This window comes from Thermincola ferriacetica (assembly GCF_001263415.1).
GTDB classification, from domain to species: domain Bacteria; phylum Bacillota; class Thermincolia; order Thermincolales; family Thermincolaceae; genus Thermincola; species Thermincola ferriacetica.
This window is the reverse complement of sequence record NZ_LGTE01000012.1, coordinates 61,514-78,207: the sequence shown is the minus strand read 5'-3', so window position 1 is coordinate 78,207 and position 16,694 is coordinate 61,514. Positions and strand designations below refer to the sequence as shown.

General features: G+C 46.4%; 24 protein-coding genes. All 24 read left to right on the top strand.

The genetic code is table 11. The features are described from left to right. Nucleotides 1–38 precede the first annotated feature (38 nt). The 24 genes from rpoC to rplR all read left to right on the top strand — a co-directional run bounded on the left by rpoC (nucleotide 39) and on the right by rplR (nucleotide 16,675). Nucleotides 39–3,506 (top strand): DNA-directed RNA polymerase subunit beta', encoded by a 3,468-nt coding sequence (gene rpoC, locus Tfer_RS09140; RefSeq protein ID WP_052218136.1) that lies wholly within the window; start codon nucleotides 39–41, stop codon nucleotides 3,504–3,506. Nucleotides 3,507–3,552: 46 nt separating this feature from the next. After that, nucleotides 3,553–3,804: a L7Ae/L30e/S12e/Gadd45 family ribosomal protein gene (locus Tfer_RS09135; RefSeq protein WP_013119202.1), complete on the top strand. Its 252-nt coding sequence runs from the start codon at nucleotides 3,553–3,555 to the stop codon at nucleotides 3,802–3,804. Nucleotides 3,805–3,906: 102 nt separating this feature from the next. Then, the gene (gene rpsL, locus Tfer_RS09130) at nucleotides 3,907–4,284 is read left to right on the top strand and encodes a 30S ribosomal protein S12 (protein ID WP_013119203.1); all 378 of its coding nucleotides are present in this window, start codon (nucleotides 3,907–3,909) and stop codon (nucleotides 4,282–4,284) included. A gap of 41 nt (nucleotides 4,285–4,325) precedes the next feature. Further along, a complete protein-coding gene (gene rpsG / locus Tfer_RS09125; protein ID WP_013119204.1) occupies nucleotides 4,326–4,796 on the top strand; it encodes a 30S ribosomal protein S7 in 471 nt (156 codons plus the stop codon). Between the two features lie 54 nt (nucleotides 4,797–4,850). Beyond that, nucleotides 4,851–6,929 (top strand): elongation factor G, encoded by a 2,079-nt coding sequence (gene fusA / locus Tfer_RS09120; protein WP_013119205.1) that lies wholly within the window; start codon nucleotides 4,851–4,853, stop codon nucleotides 6,927–6,929. A 116-nt stretch (nucleotides 6,930–7,045) separates the two neighbouring features. After that, the gene (gene tuf, locus Tfer_RS09115; RefSeq protein ID WP_013119189.1) at nucleotides 7,046–8,248 is read left to right on the top strand and encodes an elongation factor Tu; all 1,203 of its coding nucleotides are present in this window, start codon (nucleotides 7,046–7,048) and stop codon (nucleotides 8,246–8,248) included. Nucleotides 8,249–8,564: 316 nt separating this feature from the next. Beyond that, complete coding sequence (gene rpsJ / locus Tfer_RS09110) at nucleotides 8,565–8,873, top strand: 30S ribosomal protein S10 (protein WP_013119206.1); 309 nt, start codon at nucleotides 8,565–8,567, stop codon at nucleotides 8,871–8,873. A gap of 121 nt (nucleotides 8,874–8,994) precedes the next feature. Then, nucleotides 8,995–9,624, top strand: a complete 630-nt coding sequence (gene rplC / locus Tfer_RS09105) for a 50S ribosomal protein L3 (RefSeq protein ID WP_013119207.1) — start codon at nucleotides 8,995–8,997, stop codon at nucleotides 9,622–9,624. 26 nt (nucleotides 9,625–9,650) lie between these two features. After that, nucleotides 9,651–10,271 carry a 50S ribosomal protein L4 gene (gene rplD / locus Tfer_RS09100; RefSeq protein WP_013119208.1) on the top strand — a complete coding sequence of 207 codons (621 nt, stop codon included), beginning with the start codon at nucleotides 9,651–9,653 and terminating at the stop codon, nucleotides 10,269–10,271. Next, nucleotides 10,271–10,558: a 50S ribosomal protein L23 gene (rplW, locus tag Tfer_RS09095; protein ID WP_013119209.1), complete on the top strand. Its 288-nt coding sequence runs from the start codon at nucleotides 10,271–10,273 to the stop codon at nucleotides 10,556–10,558. The genes rplD and rplW overlap by 1 nt, the downstream gene beginning before the upstream one ends. A 31-nt stretch (nucleotides 10,559–10,589) precedes the next feature. Continuing rightward, nucleotides 10,590–11,414 carry a 50S ribosomal protein L2 gene (gene rplB, locus Tfer_RS09090; RefSeq protein ID WP_013119210.1) on the top strand — a complete coding sequence of 275 codons (825 nt, stop codon included), beginning with the start codon at nucleotides 10,590–10,592 and terminating at the stop codon, nucleotides 11,412–11,414. Nucleotides 11,415–11,450: 36 nt separating this feature from the next. Continuing rightward, a complete protein-coding gene (gene rpsS / locus Tfer_RS09085) occupies nucleotides 11,451–11,735 on the top strand; it encodes a 30S ribosomal protein S19 (RefSeq protein ID WP_013119211.1) in 285 nt (94 codons plus the stop codon). Nucleotides 11,736–11,753: 18 nt separating this feature from the next. Next, nucleotides 11,754–12,095 carry a 50S ribosomal protein L22 gene (gene rplV / locus Tfer_RS09080; RefSeq protein WP_013119212.1) on the top strand — a complete coding sequence of 114 codons (342 nt, stop codon included), beginning with the start codon at nucleotides 11,754–11,756 and terminating at the stop codon, nucleotides 12,093–12,095. 3 nt (nucleotides 12,096–12,098) lie between these two features. After that, nucleotides 12,099–12,761, top strand: coding sequence for a 30S ribosomal protein S3 (gene rpsC / locus Tfer_RS09075; protein WP_013119213.1), 663 nt, complete (start codon nucleotides 12,099–12,101; stop codon nucleotides 12,759–12,761). A gap of 1 nt (nucleotide 12,762) precedes the next feature. After that, complete coding sequence (rplP, locus tag Tfer_RS09070) at nucleotides 12,763–13,197, top strand: 50S ribosomal protein L16 (RefSeq protein ID WP_013119214.1); 435 nt, start codon at nucleotides 12,763–12,765, stop codon at nucleotides 13,195–13,197. Further along, nucleotides 13,187–13,390, top strand: a complete 204-nt coding sequence (rpmC, locus tag Tfer_RS09065) for a 50S ribosomal protein L29 (RefSeq protein WP_013119215.1) — start codon at nucleotides 13,187–13,189, stop codon at nucleotides 13,388–13,390. The genes rplP and rpmC overlap by 11 nt, the downstream gene beginning before the upstream one ends. Before the next feature lie 37 nt (nucleotides 13,391–13,427). Next, a complete protein-coding gene (rpsQ, locus tag Tfer_RS09060; RefSeq protein ID WP_013119216.1) occupies nucleotides 13,428–13,688 on the top strand; it encodes a 30S ribosomal protein S17 in 261 nt (86 codons plus the stop codon). Between the two features lie 30 nt (nucleotides 13,689–13,718). Further along, nucleotides 13,719–14,087 carry a 50S ribosomal protein L14 gene (gene rplN / locus Tfer_RS09055; RefSeq protein WP_013119217.1) on the top strand — a complete coding sequence of 123 codons (369 nt, stop codon included), beginning with the start codon at nucleotides 13,719–13,721 and terminating at the stop codon, nucleotides 14,085–14,087. Between the two features lie 48 nt (nucleotides 14,088–14,135). Beyond that, entirely contained in the window at nucleotides 14,136–14,465 is a 330-nt protein-coding gene (gene rplX / locus Tfer_RS09050) for a 50S ribosomal protein L24 (RefSeq protein WP_013119218.1), read from the top strand. A 23-nt stretch (nucleotides 14,466–14,488) separates the two neighbouring features. After that, complete coding sequence (gene rplE / locus Tfer_RS09045; protein WP_013119219.1) at nucleotides 14,489–15,031, top strand: 50S ribosomal protein L5; 543 nt, start codon at nucleotides 14,489–14,491, stop codon at nucleotides 15,029–15,031. A 20-nt stretch (nucleotides 15,032–15,051) separates the two neighbouring features. Then, on the top strand, nucleotides 15,052–15,237 hold the full coding sequence (locus Tfer_RS09040) for a type Z 30S ribosomal protein S14 (protein WP_013119220.1): 186 nt from the start codon (nucleotides 15,052–15,054) through the stop codon (nucleotides 15,235–15,237). 22 nt (nucleotides 15,238–15,259) lie between these two features. Beyond that, nucleotides 15,260–15,658 (top strand): 30S ribosomal protein S8, encoded by a 399-nt coding sequence (gene rpsH / locus Tfer_RS09035; protein ID WP_013119221.1) that lies wholly within the window; start codon nucleotides 15,260–15,262, stop codon nucleotides 15,656–15,658. A gap of 47 nt (nucleotides 15,659–15,705) precedes the next feature. Next, nucleotides 15,706–16,251 carry a 50S ribosomal protein L6 gene (rplF, locus tag Tfer_RS09030; protein ID WP_052218135.1) on the top strand — a complete coding sequence of 182 codons (546 nt, stop codon included), beginning with the start codon at nucleotides 15,706–15,708 and terminating at the stop codon, nucleotides 16,249–16,251. A gap of 55 nt (nucleotides 16,252–16,306) precedes the next feature. Further along, complete coding sequence (gene rplR / locus Tfer_RS09025; protein ID WP_083436873.1) at nucleotides 16,307–16,675, top strand: 50S ribosomal protein L18; 369 nt, start codon at nucleotides 16,307–16,309, stop codon at nucleotides 16,673–16,675. Nucleotides 16,676–16,694: the final 19 nt, after the last annotated feature.

The following is a 16,694-nucleotide window of genomic DNA, read 5'->3' as shown; positions in this document are numbered from 1 at the left end:
GTTAGTATTACGAGAATACTTTGAAGGGAGAGAGGCCCTTGTTAGATGTAAACAATTTTGACCGGATGCGGATTGGTTTAGCTTCTCCGGAACAAATCAGGGCGTGGTCCAGCGGGGAAGTTAAAAAACCTGAAACCATAAATTACCGCACTTTGAAGCCTGAAAGGGACGGGCTTTTCTGTGAACGGATTTTTGGTCCCACCAGGGACTGGGAATGCCACTGCGGAAAATATAAAAGGGTGCGGTACAAAGGCATTATTTGTGACCGTTGTGGTGTAGAGGTAACCAGGAGCAAGGTCCGCCGGGAAAGATTGGGCCACATCGAGTTGGCAGCGCCGGTTTCCCATATCTGGTATTTTAAAGGTATTCCCAGCAGAATGGGTTTGTTATTGGATATGTCGCCCCGTTCACTGGAAAAGGTTCTATACTTTGTTTCTTACATAGTAATAGACCCGGGTGATACTCCGTTAATGAAAAAGCAGCTTTTGACGGAGAATGAGTACCGGGAATACAGGGAAAAGTACGGTAATTCTTTTAAAGCAGGTATGGGAGCGGAAGCTATCAAAAAGCTGCTCGAAGAAATTGACCTGGATGCTCTCGCCAAGGAACTGCGACAGGAACTACGTGAGGTAACGGGGCAGAGAAGGGTCAGAGCTATCCGCAGGCTGGAAGTTGTGGAAGCTTTTAGAAAGTCGGGGAACCGCCCCGAATGGATGATTTTGACGGTAATTCCGGTAATCCCGCCGGAATTAAGACCAATGGTCCAACTGGATGGTGGGCGTTTCGCAACTTCCGATTTAAACGATTTATACAGGCGAGTTATTAATAGAAACAACCGGTTAAAGAGGTTGCTTGATTTAGGAGCTCCCGATATTATAGTCAGAAACGAAAAGAGGATGCTCCAGGAGGCTGTTGATGCCCTGATTGATAATGGCCGGCGCGGACGCCCTGTTACCGGACCGGGCAACCGTCCGTTAAAATCACTGAGTGATATGCTCAAGGGGAAACAGGGGCGTTTCCGCCAGAACTTGCTGGGTAAGCGGGTTGACTACTCGGGTCGTTCTGTAATCGTGGTAGGACCGGAATTGCAGTTGCATCAGTGTGGTCTCCCCAAAGAGATGGCCCTGGAATTGTTTAAACCCTTTGTAATGAAGAAACTGGTCAATGATGGCCACGCTCATAATATAAAAAGCGCTAAGAGAATGGTGGAGAGGGTGCGCCCGGAAGTATGGGACGTACTGGAAGAAGTTATTAAGGAACATCCTGTGCTGTTAAACAGGGCGCCGACCCTTCACCGGCTTGGTATCCAGGCCTTTGAGCCGGTATTGGTAGAAGGACGTGCCATCCAGATCCACCCGATGGTATGTACAGCTTATAACGCAGACTTTGACGGTGACCAGATGGCGGTGCACGTACCATTGTCTGCCGAGGCGCAGGCTGAAGCGCGTTTGTTGATGCTATCGGCCCATAACATCCTGAATCCAAAAGATGGCCGACCGGTAGCAATACCGACTCAGGACATGGTACTTGGTTGTTACTATCTGACCCTGGAGAAGGATGGAGCAAAAGGGGAAGGTAAAGTCTTCAAGGATGTTAACGAAGCCATTATGGCCTATGAGACCGGTTCCGTTGACCTACATGCCAAGGTGAAAATCAGAATTGGCGGCCAACTTGTAGATACTACTGTCGGTCGGGCTATCTTTAACGAGGTAATACCTGAAGAACTCAGGTTTATTAACGAAGTTGCCAACAAAAAAGTTCTTGGCAATATCGTAGCCAAGGCATACCGCGAACTGGGATATTCAGCAACGGCCAAGATGCTTGACGGTATAAAGAGAACCGGCTACAAATTTGCTACCCGGGCCGGAGTAACGATTGGTATTGAAGATATAACCATTCCTGCAGAAAAGAAAGAGATTTTGGCTAATGCGGAAAAAAATGTAGAGCTGGTAGAACAGCAGTACAGGCGGGGTTTGATTACCGAAGAAGAAAGATACCAGAAGGTTATCGGTATCTGGAACGAAGCTACGGACAAAGTGACCGGCGCCCTGTTGAAGACGTTGGATAAATTTAACCCTGTATATATGATGGCTACATCCGGCGCCCGGGGTAATATCCAGCAGATTCGTCAGTTGGCTGGTATGCGGGGTTTGATGGCCGATCCGTCCGGTAGGATTATAGACCTGCCGATTAAAGCGAATTTCCGTGAGGGTTTAACGGTATTGGAATACTTTATCTCCACCCACGGTGCCAGGAAAGGTCTTGCTGATACGGCTTTAAGGACAGCAGACTCCGGCTATCTGACCAGGCGTCTCGTTGACGTAGCTCAGGATGTTATTGTAAGGGAAGAAGACTGTGGCACCACAAACGGAATTGTGGTAGAAGAAATCAAGGATGGCTCTGAAACCATAGAAAACCTGGCAGACCGGATTATTGGCCGGGTAGCCGGTGAAGATATCTTACATCCCGAAACGGGAGAAGTACTGGTACGTTATAACGAAGAAATCAATGAAAAAATCGCAGAAGCTATCATTAATGCCGGTGTCAAGAAAGTAAAGATAAGGTCTGTTTTGACCTGTAAAACCCGTTATGGTGTATGCAAAAAATGCTATGGCAGAAACCTTGCTACGGGACGTCAGGTAGATATAGGTGAGGCGGTAGGCATTATTGCTGCCCAGTCCATCGGTGAGCCGGGGACCCAGCTGACAATGAGAACCTTCCATACAGGAGGTGTGGCAGGTGACGATATTACGCAGGGTCTGCCAAGGGTTGAGGAACTTTTTGAGGCCCGGAAACCCAAAGGCCAGGCTATAATTACGGAAATCAGCGGTACTGTAGCCATTCAGGAGGTTAAAGGCCGTAGGGAAATCGAAGTTACCAACGCAGATGGGGAAAAACAGTTATATCAGATTCCTTATGGCGCCAGAGTCAGGGTCAAAGACGGAGATTATGTGGAAGCAGGGGATGAACTTACGGAAGGTTCCGTTAACCCGCACGATATGCTGAAAATAAAAGGTCTAAAGGGAGTTCAACTGTATCTGGTACATGAGGTACAAAGAGTATACCGCCTGCAGGGAGTTGACATTAATGACAAACACATTGAAGTTATGGTTCGCCAAATGCTGCGCAAGGTGAAAGTAGAAGACCCTGGCGATACAGACCTTCTGCCCGGTGGTTTGATAGATGTCTTCGATTTCGAAGAAGAGAACGCGAAAATTATTGCCAACGGCGGACAGCCGGCAACGGCGAGACCGGTGTTGTTAGGGATTACAAAAGCTTCACTGGCTACAGATTCGTTCCTGTCTGCCGCTTCCTTCCAGGAAACGACAAGGGTATTAACAGAAGCAGCTATTAAAGGTAAACTGGATCCGCTCCTTGGGCTGAAAGAGAACGTAATTATTGGAAAGTTGGTACCGGCGGGAACTGGGATGTCAAGATACAGAAATATAATAGTGGAACCAAACGAAAAAGAAGAAGATTTGAAAAATCTTGACAGCGCTCAGTAATAATGATAATATAAAAAAGTGTCTGGATTCCAAGGAGGTTGATTTCATGCCCATCAGCGGTTTGGAGAGCGCCAAGTCTAAAACCGTTGGCACTAAACAAACTCTGAAAGCCCTTAATAAGGGCCTGGCAAAAAAGGTGTTTGTTGCCTCTGATGCAGACCAGCATGTAATAAAACCGGTACTTCAACTTTGCCAGGAAAAAGGGGTTGAAGTTGTTACCGTTGATTCCATGAAAGCCCTGGGCAAAGCCTGCCACATTGATGTGGGATGTGCAGTGTGTGCTATAACTGAAGAGTGATACTGGGGTTTGTTTACAAAATAATGTTTTGTACTTTGCCCCTTGCGCCGGTAAGGGGCAAAGTTATTGTATTTTTTGATTTTTAAGGAAGGAGGTGTATATATGCCTACGATTAGTCAGCTCGTTCGTAAAAGCAGGCAAATGGTTGAAAAGAAATCCACTGCACCTGCCCTTAAAGAATGCCCTCAGAAAAGAGGGGTATGCACAAGGGTTTATACTACTACACCCAAAAAGCCCAATTCTGCCCTCCGCAAAGTTGCCAGGGTAAGATTGACAAATGGTATTGAAGTAACCGCATATATCCCGGGCATTGGTCATAACTTACAGGAACACTCGGTAGTGTTGGTAAGGGGTGGCCGGGTTAAAGACCTTCCCGGTGTAAGATATCATATTGTTCGCGGCGCATTGGATACCGCCGGTGTCCAAAACAGAAACCAGGGACGTTCCAAATACGGCGCCAAGAGACCGAAAGCCAAATAATTTAATCTAAAAGCGAAAATCCTGCAAAGGGGGGGAAGTTATTGCCCAGAAGAGGTTCTGTTCCTAAGCGCGAAGTACTGCCTGATCCGATATACGGCAGCAAAGTGGTAACCAAATTGATTAATCAAATTATGCTCGATGGCAAGAAAAGTATTGCAGAGTCTATCTGTTATAATGCCTTTGACATTGTCAAAGAGAAAACCGGTAAGGATCCTCTAGAAGTATTTGAGCAGGCTTTAAAAAACATTATGCCGGTATTGGAAGTAAAGGCTCGCCGGGTCGGTGGCGCCAACTATCAGGTTCCGGTGGAAGTGCGCCCTGAACGCAGGCAAACATTAGCATTGCGTTGGCTTGTGAACTATGCCCGTACTCGCGGCGAAAAAACCATGGATGAAAGATTAGCTGCTGAAATTATGGATGCTGCTAATAACACAGGTGGAGCTGTGAAGAAGAAAGAAGATACCCACAAGATGGCCGAGGCCAATAAGGCGTTTGCGCATTATCGCTGGTAGTTATACCTGTGGTTCTTGTGAACTTCACCTCATGACAGAAAGGGGGAAAAATACTTGGCTAGACAGTTTGCTCTAGAGAAAACTCGTAATATCGGTATTATGGCCCATATCGATGCAGGTAAAACAACAACCACTGAACGGATTTTGTTCTACACCGGTCGTGTGCATAAAATAGGTGAAGTACATGATGGAGCTGCCACCATGGACTGGATGGTTCAGGAACAGGAGCGCGGAATTACAATAACGTCGGCTGCTACTACCTGCCAATGGAGAGGTCACCGTATTAACATAATAGATACACCAGGGCACGTGGACTTTACTGTAGAGGTGGAAAGGTCTCTCCGGGTGCTGGACGGAGCCGTGGCGGTCTTTTGTTCAGTAGGCGGAGTGGAACCGCAGTCCGAAACTGTATGGCGTCAGGCTGACAAATATGGGGTTCCAAGAATAGCCTTTATCAACAAAATGGACAGGGTAGGCGCAGACTTTTTCCGCGGCCTGAATATGATCAGGGAACGCTTAGGGGCTAACCCCGTAGCGCTACAAATACCCATTGGCAGTGAAGACCAGTTCAAAGGTGTGGTTGACCTGGTCGAAAACCAGGCGATTATATATACCGATGATTTGGGAACCCAAAGTGATAAAACGGATATTCCTGAAGACTTGAAAGAAATTGCGGCGGAATATCGTGAAAAACTTATTGAGGCAGTTGCGGAAACCGATGAAGAATTAATGATGAAGTATTTAGAAGGCGAAGAGCTAACGGTAGAAGAAATAAAAAAGGGTATCCGCAAAGGGTGTATTGCAGTAAAACTCATTCCTGTTCTTTGTGGATCCGCATTTAAAAATAAGGGAGTGCAGCCTCTGCTGGATGCGGTTGTAGATTATCTGCCTTCGCCGTTGGATATACCTGCTATCAAAGGGACCAATCCTGAAACCGGTGAAGAGGATAAGAGAGTTGCCAGCGACGATGAGCCTTTCTCTGCGTTGGCCTTTAAGATTATGGCTGACCCCTACGTTGGCAAACTGGCGTTCTTCAGGGTATATTCAGGAGTCCTGCAGTCCGGTTCCTACGTATTCAACTCAACCAAAGGCAAAAAGGAAAGGATCGGACGGATTCTACAAATGCACGCAAATCACCGGGAAGAAATTTCAGAAGTTTGCACCGGAGATATTGCGGCGGCAGTTGGTTTAAAAGATACCAGCACCGGCGACACCCTTTGTGATGAAAAGGCGCCGATAATTTTGGAATCCATGCAGTTCCCTGAACCTGTTATTGCCGTGGCTATTGAGCCGAAAACAAAAGCTGACCAGGAGAAAATGGGTCTGGCTCTGTCCAGGCTAGCGGAAGAGGACCCGACTTTCAGAACATACACTGATCCCGAAACCGGACAAACAATTATCCAGGGTATGGGCGAGCTGCACCTGGAGATCATTGTTGACCGGATGCTCAGGGAATTTAAAGTGGAGGCCAATGTCGGCCGACCCCAGGTTGCGTACAAAGAAACTATCAGAAGCAGTGTTAAAGCGGAAGGTAAATTTATCCGCCAGTCCGGTGGACGTGGCCAGTACGGACACGTTTGGGTTGAGTTTGAACCGCTTGAGCCCGGTCAGGGATTTGAATTTGTCAATAAGATCGTCGGCGGTGTTGTCCCCAAGGAATACATCGCCCCTGTTGAGGCCGGTATTAGAGAAGCTATGGAAAATGGTATTCTGGCTGGATACCCAGCCATTGATATCAGGGCAACTCTGTACGACGGTTCATACCACGATGTAGACTCGTCGGAAATGGCATTTAAAATTGCCGGTTCTCTGGCCTTCAAAAACGGCGCCGTTAAAGCCAACCCGGTACTTCTGGAGCCGATTATGAAGGTTGAAGTCGTGGTACCCGAAGAATACATGGGTGACGTTATGGGCGACATTAACTCCCGCCGTGGTCGTATCGAAGGAATGGAGCCCAGGGGTAATTCACAAACCATCAGAGGGTATGTACCTTTGGCAGAAATGTTTGGTTATGCAACAGACCTTCGTTCCAGAACGCAGGGTAGAGGAACCTATACTATGCAGTTCAGTCACTATGAAGAAGTGCCGAAAAACATTGCCGATGGAATTATAGCCAAGCGGCAGGGCTCATAAAAAGTGGCCTGAGACCGTTTAAAAGGAAACAACCACTATTAATATATTGCTTTTACAGGTAAAGAGAACTTTAAATTTAAATGAATACCAATTAGATTTCAAGGAGGAATAAGAGAATGGCAAAAGCAAAGTTTGAACGTACGAAACCCCACGTAAACGTTGGTACCATAGGTCACGTAGACCATGGCAAGACTACATTGACAGCGGCAATCACCACCATCCTGGCAACCCAGGGAAAAGCTGAAGTAAAGAAATACGATGAGATTGACAATGCGCCGGAAGAGAGGGAAAGAGGAATTACCATTAATACGGCGCACGTAGAGTACGAAACCGATGCCCGTCACTACGCGCACGTAGACTGTCCGGGCCACGCCGACTACGTAAAGAACATGATTACCGGAGCAGCCCAGATGGACGGGGCCATACTGGTAGTATCCGCAGCAGACGGTCCAATGCCCCAGACCCGGGAGCACATTCTGCTGGCCCGTCAGGTAGGGGTGCCTTACATTGTAGTATTCCTGAACAAGGCAGACATGGTAGACGACGATGAATTAATGGAATTAGTGGAGATGGAAGTGCGGGAACTGTTAAGCGAATACGAATTTCCGGGGGATGAGATTCCGATTGTGGCCGGATCCGCATTAAAAGCCCTGGAGTGCGGCTGTGGACAGAGGGATTGCAAGTGGTGCGGGGCTATTTGGAAACTGATGGACGAAGTAGATAGTTACTTCCCGACACCGCAGCGTGATACCGACAAACCGTTCCTGATGCCGATAGAGGACGTATTCTCCATCACCGGACGTGGTACCGTAGCAACGGGAAGGGTAGAGCGCGGAACAGTAAAAGTAGGCGACGAAGTAGAGATTATCGGTATGAGCGAAGAGCGTAAGAAGACCGTAATAACCGGAGTAGAGATGTTCCGCAAGCTGTTGGATCAGGCAGAGGCCGGAGACAATATAGGTTGCCTGTTGCGTGGTATTGACAGGAAAGAGGTAGAGCGTGGGCAGGTACTGGCAAAGCCGGGCACCATCAATCCGCACACCAAGTTTTTTGCCGAGGTATACGTACTGACCAAGGAAGAAGGAGGCCGTCACACCCCGTTCTTCAACGGATACCGTCCGCAGTTTTACTTCCGTACAACAGACGTGACCGGAGTAGTAAAGTTACCTGAGGGCGTAGAGATGGTAATGCCTGGGGACAACGTAAAGATGGACATTGAATTGATTACCCCGATTGCTATCGAAGAAGGACTCCGCTTCGCTATCCGGGAGGGTGGCCGTACAGTAGGAGCCGGTGTTGTATCAGCTATCAAAGAGTAATTATCCGGTTTATAATAAACAAGGAGCTTGAGTATCACAGCCATGAGGCTGTGGTACTTAACTCTCCTCTTGATATTTAGGAAATTATGCTTTGAGGTAAAATTGTGGATAACCTCAAGGCATGATTTCCGGATATCAACAAAAGTTTCCTTGAAGTTTCAATAGAAACTTTTGTTCTTTTTATGTATAGGGTACAAAAAAAGACGCTCTAATTAGGCGGACTTGCTGAAAGCGATGAAGTGAAAGGTTGCTAAGATTTGCTTAGGGAATTTTCACGGAGAAGTCCGGAAAAATATCGGGCGAAGGAGGTTAAAAAATGAGTAAACAAAAAATTAGAATCAGACTTAAGGCCTATGATCATAAAATTCTTGACCAATCTGCGGAGAAAATAGTGGATACTGCTAAAAGAACCGGTGCGGGTGTTGCCGGACCTGTACCCCTACCCACAGAAAAAAGCATATACACAATTTTAAGATCTCCTCATGTTAACAAAGATTCACGGGAACAGTTCGAAATGAGGATTCATAAAAGGTTAATCGACATACTGGAACCTACACCTAAAACCGTCGATGCACTTATGCGTCTGGACTTACCGGCTGGTGTTGACATAGAGATAAAGCTGTAATGGGCAGTGGCCGGTTAGTGGCTAGTACGGCCGCTGGCGGCAAGTAATAATGTGTCGTAAGTCAATTCAGGTGGAATCAGTTCTGAGTTGACCGCTGGACGAAATTAGGAGGTGGCAATAAATGTCTAAAGGAATATTGGGTAAGAAGATTGGCATGACCCAAATTTTCAATGAACAGGGCGAAGTATTACCGGTAACAGTGGTTGAAGCCGGTCCCTGCGTCGTTGTACAGAAAAAGACCGTGGAGACTGACGGTTATAATTCTATTCAATTGGGCTTTGGTGAAAAACGCGAAAGTTTATTGACGAAACCGTTGAAAGGGCACTTTGCCAAGGCTGGGGTAAAACCCATGAAGTATTTAAAAGAATTCAAAGTGGTAAACATAGATGATTACCAATTGGGTCAGGAAATCAAAGTCGATATTTTTGAAGCCGGAGAACGTGTTGACGTAGAGGGTACCTCAAAGGGTAAAGGATTTGCCGGTACCATAAAAAGATACAACTTCCAGCGGGGACCCATGGCCCATGGTTCCAAAAGCCACCGCAGGGTAGGTAGCGCCGGAGCAAAAGGCCCGGCCAGGGTATTTAAAGGAACCAAGAGGCCCGGTCATTTGGGGGCAGAAAAGGTTACAATACAGAACCTGGAAATAGTCAAAGTTGACCCTGAGCGCAACTTGCTTTTAATAAAAGGAGCAATTCCGGGGCCCAAAGGCTCTCTGGTAGCGGTAAAAAGCAGCGTAAAAGCTAAATAGGTAATGGCAGGAAAGGAGGATTAGATATGCCTAAAGTAGCTTTATATAATATCAAAGGAGAACAGGTTGGCGAGATTGAGTTAAAAGACGAAGTATTTGGCATCGAACCAAACGAAGGATTGGTCCATGATGTGGTAGTAATGCAGTTGGCTAACCGTCGCGTTGGAACGGCATCCACCAAGACCCGGGCCGAAGTTAGCGGAGGCGGGCGCAAGCCCTGGCGGCAAAAAGGCACCGGCCGTGCGCGCCACGGAAGTATTCGTTCTCCTATTTGGAGAGGCGGCGGTATTACATTCGGACCCAAACCGAGGTCGTTTAATTATACAATGCCTAAAAAAGCCAGAAGGCTGGCTTTGAAATCCGTCCTGTCTTCTAAAGTGTCCGATGGCAACATTATTGTTTTGGATACCTTGGAAATGGCCCAGCCAAAGACTAAGGAAATGGCTGAAATCCTGAACAGGCTGAAGGCGAAAAAAGCAGTTGTTGTTACTGCCGATGTTGATCAAAACGTAATCAAATCGGCACGTAATATCCCTGGAGTTACACCATTGACGGCCAGTGGACTGAATGTATATGACCTCGTGAACCATGAAAAACTGGTGATTACCAAAGATGCGGTAGCCAAGGTTGAGGAGGTGCTGGCATAATGCGTAACCCCAGAGATATTATTAAAAGGCCGGTGATATCCGAACGAAGCATGGGCCTTTTGGAAGAGAACAAATATACTTTTTACGTGGACCCAAAAGCAAATAAGTTAGAAATTAAACACGCAATTCAAGAATTATTCAATGTCACTGTAGTAAATGTAAACACCATGAACGTAAAAGGGAAGACCAAGAGAGTCGGAAGATTTGTCGGGAAAACCCCGAATCGTAAAAAAGCAATTGTCACCCTGAAAGAAGGCGACAAGATCGAAGTATTTGAAGGAGTATAACAATGATTCCTAGGTAAAGGAGGGAACAAATGTGGCAGTTAAGAAGTTTAAACCAACATCACCCGGTAGACGTTTTATGACTGTGGCCGATTTTTCTGATATTACTACCGACCAGCCCGAAAAATCACTATTAGAGCCTTTGAAGAGCAAGGCCGGGCGTAATAACCAGGGCAGGATATCGGTGCGGCACCGTGGTGGTGGACATAAGAGGATGTACAGGATTATTGACTTTAAGCGGGACAAAGACGGAATTCCTGCAAAAGTTGCCACTATAGAATACGATCCGAACCGCACTTCCAGGATAGCCCTGTTGAATTACGCAGATGGTGAAAAAAGGTATATTATCGCTCCTCTCGGGTTGAAGGTGGGCGATGAAATTATTTCCGGACCTGATGCCGATATTAAGACCGGAAATGCCCTGCCCCTGAAAAACATTCCGGTTGGTACCGTTATTCATAATGTGGAGTTAAAACCCGGAAAAGGCGCTCAGTTAGTCCGCTCAGCAGGGGCGGCAGCCCAACTAATGGCTAAAGAGGGGGATTATGCACATGTCCGTATGCCGTCCGGAGAAGTTCGCCTGATCCATGTAGATTGCAAAGCAACCATCGGGCAGGTTGGCAACCTTGAACATGAAAACATTACCATTGGAAAAGCCGGACGGGCTCGTTGGTTAGGCAGAAGGCCTACCGTGCGCGGTGTTGTTATGAACCCTGTCGACCACCCGCACGGCGGTGGTGAAGGCCGTTCTCCGGTTGGGCGTAACCCGGTAACTCCCTGGGGTAAACCTGCTCTTGGAGCGCGTACACGGAAGAAGAAGCCTTCAGATAAAATGATTATTAAGAGACGGACTAAGTAACAGTCCTGGCTAAAACATCGGGAAGGGGGTACATTAATGGCAAGGTCATTAAAAAAAGGACCTTATGTAGAGCCCAAGTTATTAAAAAAGATTGAAGAAATGAATGCAAAGAACGAGAAGAAAGTCATTAAGACATGGTCCCGCCGTTCTACCATTTTCCCACAAATGGTAGGTCATACCATTGCTGTGCATGACGGCCGGAAGCATGTGCCGATATATATCACCGAAGAAATGGTCGGCCATAAACTCGGCGAGTTTGCACCGACGAGATTTTTTAAGGGCCACGGTGCTCACACCGAGCGTTCTACGGCTCTGAAATAGCCGAAGGGAGGTATTCAAATGGAAGCAAAAGCTGTTGCTAGATATATACGAATTTCCCCCAGAAAGGCGCGTCAGGTAGTGGACCTTATCAGAGGGAAATCGGTAAAAGAAGCACTTGCTATACTTAAGTTTACCCCGCAGAAGGCAGCGGAAGCTATTGAAAAAGTTGTCAAATCCGCGGCAGCTAATGCGGAGAATAATTTTGAAATGGATAAAGACAGTTTATATATTTCTCAGATTTTTGTAGACCAAGGTCCGACCTTAAAGCGTTATAAACCCAGGGCCATGGGTAGAGCGGATTTAATGCGTAGAAGAACAAGTCATATTACCGTAGTAGTTAAAGAGAAAAAGGAGGGATAATGCGTGGGGCAGAAGGTACACCCTAAAGGCCTGAGAATCGGAATTATTAAAGACTGGGATGCTAAATGGTATGCTGAAAAGGACTATGCCGATTTTTTGCTCGAAGACATAAAGGTGCGTGAATACGTCAAAAAGAAATTATACGCTGCCGGAATATCTCGGATTGAGATCGAGAGGGCTGCTAATAGACTAAAACTGACTATCCACACTGCTAAGCCAGGTATTGTAATTGGGCGGGGCGGATCTGAAGTTGAAGCCCTGAGAAAGAGCCTGGAGAAGATGACCGGGAAGCAAGTGAGTGTAAATATTGTTGAAGTTAAGGTTCCTGAGCTTGATGCCCAACTGGTTGCTGAAAACATAGCGGCACAATTGGAAAGACGGGTTTCTTTCCGTAGGGCTATGAAACAGGCTGTTTCTCGTACTATGCGGATGGGCGCTCAGGGCATTAAAATTGCCTGTTCCGGTCGTTTAGCCGGTGCAGAAATGGCCCGGACGGAATGGTACAGTGAAGGCAAAGTTCCTTTGCATACTTTAAGGGCAGATATTGACTACGGATTTGCAGAGGCAGATACTACTTATGGAAAGATAGGTGTAAAAGCTTGGATTTACCGTGGGGAGGTCCTTCCCGAGGTAAAGACTAGTGTTGCAAGCGAAGGAGGAGAATAGAATGCTGGTACCTAAAAGAGTTAAACACCGTAAGCAGCAGAAGGGCCGCATGAAGGGAAAAGCAAAAGGCGGAACCCAAATCGCCTTTGGTGAGTATGGACTTCAAGCTCTGGAACCTGCTTGGATCACAAATAGACAAATCGAAGCTGCGCGGATTGCTATGACCAGGTACATTAAACGGGGCGGTAAAGTATGGATCAAGATCTTCCCCGATAAGCCCATAACAGCCAAACCGGCTGAGACCCGGATGGGTAGCGGTAAAGGGTCGCCTGAATACTGGGTAGCAGTAGTAAAACCTGGACGGGTTATGTTCGAACTGGCCGGGGTCAGTGAGGAAGTTGCCCGCGAAGCAATGCGCTTGGCTGCCCATAAGTTACCGATTAAAACAAAGTTTATAACTAGACAAGAGATGGGTGGTGACGCTAATGAAAGCTAAGGAAATCAGGGAGTTATCCACCGAGGAACTGGTGCGCAAAGTGGATGACTTAAAAGATGAACTTTTTAAATTACGCTTTCAATTAGCCACTGGGCAATTAGAAAACCCGATGAGAATAAGAGAAGTACGCCGTTCAATTGCGCGGGTGAAAACCATACTTCGGGAGAGAGAACTTCAGGCCCAGCAAGGGTAATCGGTGAAAAGCCAAGAAAGGGGGCAAAAGCACAGGTATGGAAAGAGGCGCCAGAAAAGTACAAATCGGCAAAGTGGTAAGTGATAAAATGGATAAAACTGTTGTTGTGGCTGTTGAGACATTGGTCAGACACCCTTTGTACGGTAAAATTATAAGAAGAACCAAAAAATATAAGGCTCATGATGAGGAAAATGCCTGTAGGATTGGTGATAGGGTTAAACTGATGGAAACAAGACCGCTCAGCAAGGAAAAGCGTTGGCGGGTAGTTGAAATTTTAGAACGCGAAGAACAGATATAGCATTCCCGCATTTGAAAGGAGGGCACTAGCATGATTCAGGCAGAAAGCAGGCTAAAAGTAGCTGACAACACTGGAGCCAGAGAACTGCTTTGTATCAGGGTAATGGGTGGTTCGTATCGCCGCTATGCCAGTGTAGGCGACATTATTATTGCTTCTGTTAAGGATGCAACACCAGGCGGCGTTGTTAAGAAAGGCGATGTTGTCAAAGCCGTTGTTGTTCGGACAAACAAAGAAATAAAACGGCCTGACGGTTCTTATATCAAATTCGATGAGAATGCAGCCGTTATAATTAACGATGCCAAGAACCCCAGAGGGACTCGTATTTTTGGACCCGTAGCGAGAGAATTGCGGGAAAAGGATTTCATGAAAATTGTATCTTTGGCGCCAGAAGTACTGTAGTGGTACCGGAAGAAGAGCTGATGTCAATAAAGTCAGGAGGTGGGTACTTTGGCTAAGAACAAGATCCATGTGAGAAAGGGAGATACAGTCGTTATCATATCAGGGGATGAAGCTGGACAAAAGGGCAAAGTGTTAGAGGTCCTTCCCAAGGAAAACCGTGTTGTTGTGGAGGGGCGTAATATAGTAAAACGCCACACCAGACCTACACAAAAATTGCCTCAAGGTGGGATTATTGAAAAAGAAGCCCCGATTGCCAGTTCCAATGTAATGATATACTGTCCAAAATGCGACGGTCCCAGGAGAATAGGCAAGCAAATTCTTGAGAATGGGAAAAAGATCAGGGTCTGCAGAAAATGTGGAGAAACGCTGGATAAGTAGTTGCGGAAGGGGGGTAACGTTTTATGGCCAGACTTAAGGAATTGTACTATAAGGAAGTAGTTCCAAAACTTAAGGAAAAGTTTCAATATAAAAACATTATGCAGGTCCCCAGGTTAGAGAAGGTCGTAATTAACATGGGCGTTGGCGATGCTATTCAAAATGCAAAGGCTATCGATGCCGCCGTCAATGACCTGTCTTTGATTACCGGACAAAAACCTGTTGTAACCAGAGCCAAAAAGTCCATCGCCGGCTTCAAACTGCGCGAAGGTATGCCTATTGGCTGTAAAGTTACACTGCGTGGAGATCGGATGTATGAATTTGTCGATAAACTTTTGAACATTTCTTTGCCGCGGGTAAGGGATTTCAGAGGGGTATCCTCTAAATCTTTTGACGGAAGAGGCAACTATACCCTGGGCATCAAGGAACAGCTGGTATTCCCCGAAATTGATTACGACAAGATTGATAAGGTCAGGGGCATGGATATTACCTTCGTCACCAGCGCTAAAACCGACGAAGAAGCTCGTGAGCTCTTAAAGCTTTTAGGCATGCCCTACAGGGAATCTTAAGAACAAAAGGGGGGAACGACGTGGCAAAAAAATCGATGATTGCCAAGGCAAAAAGAACACCCAAGTTTTCAGTCCGGGCTTACAATAGATGTAAAATTTGTGGCCGGCCGCATGCATATATGAGAAAGTTCGGGATGTGCCGGATTTGTTTTAGGGAAAGAGCATACAGAGGAGAAATTCCCGGCGTGAAAAAAGCAAGTTGGTAAGATAGGAAGGGGGTAGTTAATAGTGGTAATGACAGATCCTATCGCAGATTTCCTTACCAGGATTCGGAATGCCGTTATGGTAAACCATGATAAGGTAGAAATTCCTGCTTCCAAGGTGAAAAAAGCAATCACTGAAATTTTTAAGGAAGAAGGGTTTATTAAAGACTGCGAATTTATTGATGACGGTAAGCAAGGCATCATTAGGATATATCTGAAGTATGGCGATAACCGCGAAAAGGTTATTACAGGCCTGAAAAGAATTAGCAAGCCCGGTCTGAGGGTTTACGCAAAGAAAGATGAAATACCCCGCGTATTAGGTGGTTTGGGCGTAGCCATTATTTCCACCTCGCAAGGCATCATGACTGATAAACAGGCCAGAAAGCTGGGGTTAGGCGGAGAAGTTCTCTGCTATATTTGGTAGGAAAAAGGGACGCAGATTTTGAACGGATATTGATAGGAGGTGTGGACATGTCCAGGATTGGTAAGCAGCCTGTAATTATACCTCAGGGAGTGGAAGTAAAAGTAGACGGTAATGTAGTGACCGTAAAAGGGCCTAAAGGCCAGTTGGTAAAAGAATTCCACAAAGATATGTTAATTACCGTCGAAGACAATAAAATAGTTGTGCAAAGGCCTTCTAATGAAAAAGTGCATAGATCGTTGCACGGTTTAACCAGGACACTGGTAAGCAATATGGTAGACGGAGTGACCAAGGGGTTTCAAAAAGAACTGGAATTATCAGGCGTTGGTTACCGGGCGGCAAAGCAGGGAAATAAGCTGGTTCTTACCGTTGGTTATTCTCATCCCGTAGAAATGGAGCCGCAGAATGGCATTGAAATAGAAGTACCGGCAGCTAATAGGATTGTTGTCAAGGGCATTGACAAGGAAACTGTAGGCGCTTTTGCTGCGAAAATTCGTTCTGTAAGAGAACCTGAACCTTATAAGGGTAAAGGAATTAAATATGTTGATGAGAGAATTCGCCGTAAGGTTGGTAAGACCGGCGGTAAAAAGAAATAATTAGGCTCCTGCCGTATTGAATATAGCAGATTAGCGGACGAAAGGAGTGAGCAATTTGTTCAAACAAGTTGACCGTAAAGCTATCAAGGCAAAACGTCATCTGCGAGTACGCAAGAAAGTTTTTGGCACCCCGGAACGCCCTAGGCTGAGCGTATTTCGGAGTCTCAATCATATATATGCTCAGATCATTGATGATACAAAAGGGCACACCATTGTGGCCGCTTCAACCCTTGAACCTGAACTAGGTAAAAGCTTGAGCTCAAAAAGCAATGTGGAGGCGGCTCAGGCGGTTGGTAAAGCAATTGCCGAAAAGGCTCTGGCCAAGGGAGTAAAGCGGGTTGTATTTGACCGGGGCGGACATATCTATCACGGAAGAATCAAGGCCCTTGCCGATGCGGCAAGAGAAGCAGGGCTGGATTTTTAATCCCAGGAAGAAGGAGGGG